The 888-nt window shown below is 61.4% G+C and carries 1 protein-coding gene; it reads right to left on the reverse strand.

The window, feature by feature from the left end:
• Positions 1–80 precede the first annotated feature (80 nt).
• A partial coding sequence (locus tag ACFOYY_RS42485; protein WP_386197202.1) for a nucleotide-binding protein occupies positions 81–888 on the reverse strand: 808 nt, incomplete at its 5' end.

The following is an 888-nucleotide window of genomic DNA, read 5'->3' on the forward strand; positions in this document are numbered from 1 at the left end:
GCCCTCCGTCGTTGATGGAGTTTGTTCCTGATCAGGAGACTGACCGACCAGGAGCGTCGCGAGGCTCGTCCTGCGTCCCATTAGCTCTGCCCGTTCTTCTGCCCGTGCTCCAATGCGAGTCGGTAGAAATCTTCCCTGGCCTCCATCGCCACCCGGTTTTTCGGGTACTGCGTGACGACCAGCCCTTCAGCTGAGGCGCGGGAGTGGACCTTGTAGCGTCGGACGACGGTGTTGGACAACGGCCAGCTGTGCAGACGGACGAACTCCCGCGTTTCCTCCAAGTCCGCCTTGCCGTCGCGGGGATCCCAGTTGTTGACGACGACGAGGAAGGGGAGCTTACGCGGCTTGATGATCTTCTCGATGGTGTTAAAGGTCGGCTGAAACGCCAACGACTCCGGGACGATCGGGACAACCACATCGTCTGCGCTGTCAAGCACCGCACGCAACGCTTCCGCGGCCTTACCGTCTCCCAGCGGATCATCTCCGGAATCAGAGTCGGATAGGTCGAGCCAGCCGGGAGTATCGACCCACACGTCGGTGACGTTAGGTATGTGCCGAAGATTCGCGAGCCCCGGGATGTCGTCGTGGGCTTGAACGAAGTCGAAGGGCAGAGCGTCGCCCACTCGCTCAGACCACCAGACGGCCGACCCCTGAGGGTCGATCGAGACGGTGACGACAGGAGGGTTCTGACCGGCGATGCCACCGGAGATATCCGCGGTGACGGCGGCGAGGTTGACGGCGAGGGTGGACTTACCGACCCCGCCCTTCTGGTTGAGGAGTACATGCACTTTCGCCATGTGGCGTGACCTCTGTTCCGTGTGCTTCCCAACGTTTCTGCTGGTACTTCGGATGAGCAGTCTCACTATCCCAGAAGGACAGCCAAGAAGG

It is taken from the genome of Streptosporangium jomthongense (genome assembly GCF_042650425.1).
Taxonomy (GTDB): domain Bacteria; phylum Actinomycetota; class Actinomycetes; order Streptosporangiales; family Streptosporangiaceae; genus Streptosporangium.